The following is a 5,233-nucleotide window of genomic DNA, read 5'->3' on the forward strand; positions in this document are numbered from 1 at the left end:
AGATCACCCACACCGAGCCGGGCCTGCAGGGCGACCGCTCCACCGGCGGCACCAAGCCGGCCACCCTCGAGTCCGGCGCCGAGATCCAGGTTCCGCTGTTCCTGGAGACCGGCAACGTCGTCAAGGTCGACACCCGCACGGGTGAGTACCTCTCCCGCGTCAACGCATAAGGTCCACTGACTTGACCGACACCAAGGACCAGCCCACCGACCGCGCGGACCGCGCCGGCGAGGAGCGCGAGGAGGACGAGCGCAACTGGCGCCGCCACGGTGCCCGTTACCGTGCGCGTCGTCGCGCCGTCGACATCCTCTTCGAGGCGGAGGCCCGCGACATCGACCCCGTCGCCGTCGTGGAGGACCGCATCGAGCTGGCACGCGTCGACGTGCACGGCGTCGCCCCCATTGCCTCCTACACCCGCGACATCGTCACGGGTGCCGCCGAGCAGCTCGACACGATCGACGAGACGATCGAGCGCTACCTCGCGGAGACGTGGGAGCTGAACCGTCTGCCGGCCGTCGACCGCGCCATCCTGCGCGTCGGCGTCTGGGAGATCCTCTTCAACCCGGAGGTCGACGGCGCCACCGCCGTCGTGGAGGGTGTCGAGCTGGCCAGCCAGTACGGCTCCGATGTCGCGGCGCCGTACATCCACGCGGTGCTTGACGACGTCGTCCAGGCAGGCTCGGAGCTCAACCCCTTCGCGGATGACGGGGATTCTGAGGAGTCCGCCGAGTAGCCGTGGGCTGAATATCTATACCATCGTGGTATGGATCAGTTCACGATGGAAGAAGCCCTGTCCCACCGGGTCGGCCCCGATTTCCGGATCGCGGACGTCGATCCCACGTCGACCCCCGGTTTCGAGTGGGACAAGGAGGACTGGGAACGCGAGTTCCACGAGCACGACGACGAGCTCGATGAGCTGCAGGAGAAGCTCTACGCCAACGGCCGCTCCGGGGTACCGGGCACCGGTGGCGTCCTGCTCGTCCTGCAGGGCATGGACACGGCCGGCAAGGGTGGTGTCATCCGCCACGTGTTCCGGGCCTTCGACCCGCAGGCCCTGAAGATCCGGGCCTTCGGGCCCCCGACCGCCGAGGAACGTCGGCACGATTTCCTGTGGCGCGTCCGCCCGCATGAGCCGGCCGTCGGGCAGATCGCGGTGTTCGACCGCTCCCACTACGAGGACGTGCTCATCCAGCGCGTGCGGCAGATGGCCCCGCCGGAGGAGATCGAGCGCCGCTACGACGCGATCGTCGACTTCGAGCGCGACATGGCGACCCGGAACGTGAAGATCATCAAGGTGATGCTGCACATCTCGAAGGACTTCCAGAAGGAGAATCTCCTCGAGCGTCTGGAGAATCCCGAGAAGCACTGGAAGTACAACCCGGGTGACCTCGACGAGCGCGAGCTGTGGGACGAGTACCAGCAGGCCTACGAGATCGCGATGAAGCGGACCAGCACTGACTTCGCCCCCTGGTACTGCATCCCGGGTGACCGGAAGAAGTACGCGCGCATGGCGGTGAAGTACCTCGTGCTGGATGCCCTGCGTTCGATGGACCTGACCTGGCCGCCGGCTGACTTCAACGTGGAGCTGGAGCTGGAGCGGGCGCAGAAGGCCTAGCCACCCCAGCCACCAACGCAAAGATGCCGCGAGGGGCTCCCGCCACCATGACGGGACGCCCCTCGCGGCATCTTCTGGTTGCCGGTCTACTGCTCGTCGGCGGCGTCGAGCTCCGCCTCGACCTGCTTGCGCAGTTCGGCGAGGTCATCGGCGGTGGCCTTGATGCCGTCGTGGGCGGTGAGCACGGCGTCGACGGCGCCGCGCACGGAGGCAGCCAGCTGCTCGTCGTTCATGCCGGCGGCGATGGGCACGTCACGCTCGGTGCGGACGATGAGGTTCTCCGCGCGGTCCACGATGGTGGCGCGTGCGCCGAAGGAGATCGAGTTCACCTGGTTGGCGGCGAGGTAGAGGGTCGGGTCGGCGTCGTTGAGCGTCTGCTCCGTGACGACGTCCGCCCGCACGATGAACACCGAGCCGAGCACCGCGAAGGTGACGGGGATGTCGTTGAGGTTGGCGGAGGCGACACCGGAGTCGTCGTCGCCGACCTTCTCCAGCTCGACGTCGAAGCCGCGCATGGCCTCGATGATGCGGTCGATGGTGACGGGGCTGAGGTTACTCATGGTCGTGCTTCTCCTCCCAGGTGACCAGCTCGGGGAGCTGGGCCTCGACCCACTCGTAGGCGCGCAGGACGCCGTCGAGGGTGGACATGATGAATGCGCCGATCTGGTTGCGGCTCAGACCGTGCTCGATGTCGATCTGGCGGAGGGCGCTGATGGTCAGGTGGCCGGCGCCGGCGGAGTTCTCGAAGAAGCGCAGGGTCGGCATGTACTGGGTCTGGTTCCACTCGTTGACCAGACCGAGGACCTTCGGTGCCTCGTCCTTGGGCGCCTCGCCGCGCCACATGGAGTCGCACACGAGCTGGTCGCCGTCGATGCTGATCGCGATGGCCGTGTTGATGAAACCGGTGCGCACGATGGTCGTCGGCGTCTCGCCGGCGGCCACGGGGGCGGACTCGAGACGGTGCTGGAGACCCTCGGCGTCGAGGAGCTCGGAGATCCGCTCCGGGGTGACCGGGGACACCGGGGTGTCGGGAATGGGTGATGTGGGTGCAGAAGTCACCCGTCCAACCCTAGCTGGTTCTCCTCCTCGGGGGCCTCGAGCTCGCGGACGGCGTCGAAAAGCGCCTCGCCGCCCAACTCGTGGGCGAGGGTCCGGTCGAGGGTGGGGTAGCGGAAGACGTGGTCGGCGTCGAGAAGCATCTGCGGCGAGACACGCTGGTTGGCCAGCGCGAGCTCCTGGGCGCCCTGGCGGCCGAGGATGATGGCCGGGCCGATCGAGGGGATCGGGATGAATGCGGGGCGGCGCAGCTCGGAGGACAGTGCGGCGGTGAGGTCGCGGTTGAGGGTCTCGGTGGGGGAGACGGCGTTGACGGGGCCGGACCAGGCGGGGTCGAGGACGCCACGGGTGAGGATGTCCGTGGCGTCGTCGATGGAGATCCACGGGAACCAGATCTGGCCGTCACCGAAGCTGCCGCCCAAGCCGGTGGAGAAGAGGGCCTTGAGCACGGGGAGCATGCCGGAGCGGGCGGACATGATGGCGCCGAAACGGACGTTGATCACGCGCTTGCCGGCCTCGGCGGCCACCACCGTCGCGGCCTCCCAGTCACTCACGACGTCCGCGAGGAACCCCTCGCCGCGTTCGGAGGTCTCGGTGAGGACCTCGTCGCCGCGGTCGGCGCCGTAGTAGCCGACGGCGGAGGCCGCGATCATGGTCTGCACGGTGGGGGAGTTCGCCACCAGGCGGGCCAGCCGGTTGGTGGGGGTGACGCGGGAATCCCGGATCGCCTGCTTGTGGGCGTTGCTGAAACGGCCGAAGAGCGGCTCGCCGGCGAGGTGGACGAGGACGTCGACACCGTCGAGGAGGTCCGGGGCGGGGGAGAAGGGCTCCCACAGACGCTGGTAGGGCTTCGGGTTGCGGCGCACCAGCTGGATGACGTGGTGGCCGGCGGTGCCCAGCTGCGCCATGAGAGCCCGGCCCACGAGTCCGCGGGAGCCGGTCATGGCGATGGTCAGCGGCTTCTCCGGCTGGAGGTGGGCGATGCGGTCGAGGAAGAGAAAGTCGTTGATGAGCTGCTGCTGGCGGTAGGCGAAGAAGGAGGTCATCGCGTTGGCCGGCAGGCGGGTGGTCACGGTGTCGGTGACCAGGGTGCCGTCCTCGTGGTCGGCGAAGTCGTGGACGTGGCGCCAGTTGGCCAGGGTCTTGACCGGGGCGTTGATGCACACGTCGGTGAAGCGGTGGCCGCGGCGGTAGTTCGACAGGTCGTGCCGCGAGACCCACTTGAGGCCGGCCGGCAGACCGAAGATGGTGGTGCCGTCGGAGAGTTTGTCGGCCTGCTTCATGGGGATGAAGGGCAGGAACGGTGGCGTCAGACGGACGAGGGCCCCCGGTCGGGTGTGCCACTCCCAGACCTGTTCGCGGGGCGCGGGAACGACGTGACTTGTGGTCAGACTCACGGTGGGATGTCCCTCTCGTCGACGGGTGCGCACCCATGTCGGGGGCGGCGGGTGATAGTATCGGCTGCAGTCTTCAAGCATAGACACCAATGGACACAGTTCGTCTTTGTCCGACATCCTTTAAGTTCCGCACAGAGAGGCGGGGAAGGAGGTCACGATGAGTGAACGCACTGACGGCGCGACCACAGTGGAGCTGCTCGGCTCCGATGATGTCGCCCGCACTGTCGCACGCATCGCGCACCAGATCATTGAGAAAACGGCCCTGGACTCCCCGGAGGCCGGTCGAGTCATGCTGCTGGGCATCCCGTCGGGGGGAGTGCCCCTGGCCGACAGGCTGGCAGCCAAGGTCGAGGAGTTCTCCGGCGTGGCGGTACCCGTCGGCGCCCTCGACATCACGCTCTACCGCGATGACCTGCGCAACAAGCCGCATCGCGCCCTGAAGCCCACCACCATCCCGGCCGGCGGCATCGACGGCACCACGGTCATCCTCGTCGATGACGTGCTGTACTCCGGTCGCACCATCCGCGCCGCCCTCGACGCCCTGCGTGACCTCGGCCGCCCGGAGAACATCCAGCTCGCGGTCCTCGTCGACCGGGGACACCGCCAGCTGCCGATCCGCGCGGACTACGTCGGCAAGAATCTGCCGACCGCACGCTCCGAGGACGTCGCCGTGCTCCTCGAGGCGATCGACGGCCGTGACGCGGTCATCCTGACCAAGCCCGACACCCGGGAGAACAACTGATGAAGCATCTGCTGTCCATCTCCGACCTGGACCGCGACGAGATCCTCGGCCTGATGGACGAGGCCGACCGTTTCCGTGAGGCGCTGGAGGGGCGGGAGATCAAGAAGCTGCCGACCCTGCGTGGCCGCACGATCTACTCCCTCTTCTACGAGAACTCCACCCGCACCCGTTCCTCCTTCGAGACGGCGGGCAAGTGGATGAGCGCCGACGTGATCAACCTGTCCGCGTCCTCCTCCTCGGTGAAGAAGGGCGAGTCCCTCAAGGACACCGCCTTGACTCTCGCCTCCATCGGTGCCGACGCCATCGTCATGCGCCACCCCTCCTCCGGCGCGGCGCAGCTCGTCGCCGACTGGATCGGCGAGAACGGCTACCCGACCGCCGTCATCAACGCCGGTGACGGCTCGCATCAGCACCCCACCCAGG

The 5,233-nt window shown here is 67.9% G+C and carries 6 protein-coding genes and 2 pseudogenes; 5 read left to right on the forward strand and 3 right to left on the reverse strand.

Annotation, left to right across the window (positions count from 1 at the left end; genetic code table 11):
- From GXZ33_RS05730 to GXZ33_RS05740, 3 genes and pseudogenes are all read left to right on the forward strand, one after another.
- Nucleotides 1–170, forward strand: a pseudogene (locus tag GXZ33_RS05730) (elongation factor P); the annotation flags it as partial.
- 11 nt (nt 171–181) lie between these two features.
- Nucleotides 182–733 (forward strand): transcription antitermination factor NusB, encoded by a 552-nt coding sequence (gene nusB, locus GXZ33_RS05735; RefSeq protein WP_291339906.1) that lies wholly within the window; start codon nt 182–184, stop codon nt 731–733.
- 30 nt (nt 734–763) lie between these two features.
- Nucleotides 764–1,615: a PPK2 family polyphosphate kinase gene (locus GXZ33_RS05740; protein WP_291339907.1), complete on the forward strand. Its 852-nt coding sequence runs from the start codon at nt 764–766 to the stop codon at nt 1,613–1,615.
- Between the two features lie 86 nt (nt 1,616–1,701).
- On the opposite strand, the gene GXZ33_RS05745 is transcribed toward GXZ33_RS05740, so the two are convergent.
- Genes GXZ33_RS05745 through GXZ33_RS05755 form a run of 3 tightly spaced genes read right to left on the reverse strand, consistent with a single transcriptional unit; the run spans nt 1,702 to nt 4,068 of the window.
- Nucleotides 1,702–2,175, reverse strand: coding sequence for a YbjN domain-containing protein (locus GXZ33_RS05745; RefSeq protein WP_291339908.1), 474 nt, complete (start codon nt 2,173–2,175; stop codon nt 1,702–1,704).
- Nucleotides 2,168–2,674 (reverse strand): YbjN domain-containing protein, encoded by a 507-nt coding sequence (locus GXZ33_RS05750; protein ID WP_291339909.1) that lies wholly within the window; start codon nt 2,672–2,674, stop codon nt 2,168–2,170. The genes GXZ33_RS05745 and GXZ33_RS05750 overlap by 8 nt, the downstream gene beginning before the upstream one ends.
- On the reverse strand, nt 2,671–4,068 hold the full coding sequence (locus GXZ33_RS05755; protein ID WP_291339910.1) for a TIGR01777 family oxidoreductase: 1,398 nt from the start codon (nt 4,066–4,068) through the stop codon (nt 2,671–2,673). Before GXZ33_RS05755 ends, GXZ33_RS05750 begins: the two co-directional genes overlap by 4 nt.
- 157 nt (nt 4,069–4,225) lie before the next feature.
- Here GXZ33_RS05755 and pyrR point away from each other — a divergent pair, with 157 nt between their 5' ends.
- Together pyrR and GXZ33_RS05765 are read left to right on the forward strand one after the other, a co-directional pair.
- A complete protein-coding gene (gene pyrR / locus GXZ33_RS05760) occupies nt 4,226–4,810 on the forward strand; it encodes a bifunctional pyr operon transcriptional regulator/uracil phosphoribosyltransferase PyrR (RefSeq protein ID WP_291339911.1) in 585 nt (194 codons plus the stop codon).
- Nucleotides 4,810–5,233: pseudogene (locus GXZ33_RS05765) on the forward strand (aspartate carbamoyltransferase); the annotation flags it as partial. The gene pyrR and the pseudogene GXZ33_RS05765, both read left to right, overlap by 1 nt.

This window comes from Corynebacterium sp. (assembly GCF_012838985.1).
GTDB lineage: Bacteria > Actinomycetota > Actinomycetes > Mycobacteriales > Mycobacteriaceae > Corynebacterium.

Coding starts and splice junctions, on each gene's coding strand:
- GXZ33_RS05740 (WP_291339907.1), top strand. CDS start 764: ATGGATCAGTTCACGATGGAAGAAGCCCTGTCCCACCGGGTCGGCCCC.
- GXZ33_RS05745 (WP_291339908.1), bottom strand. CDS start 2,175: ATGAGTAACCTCAGCCCCGTCACCATCGACCGCATCATCGAGGCCATG.
- pyrR (WP_291339911.1), top strand. CDS start 4,226: ATGAGTGAACGCACTGACGGCGCGACCACAGTGGAGCTGCTCGGCTCC.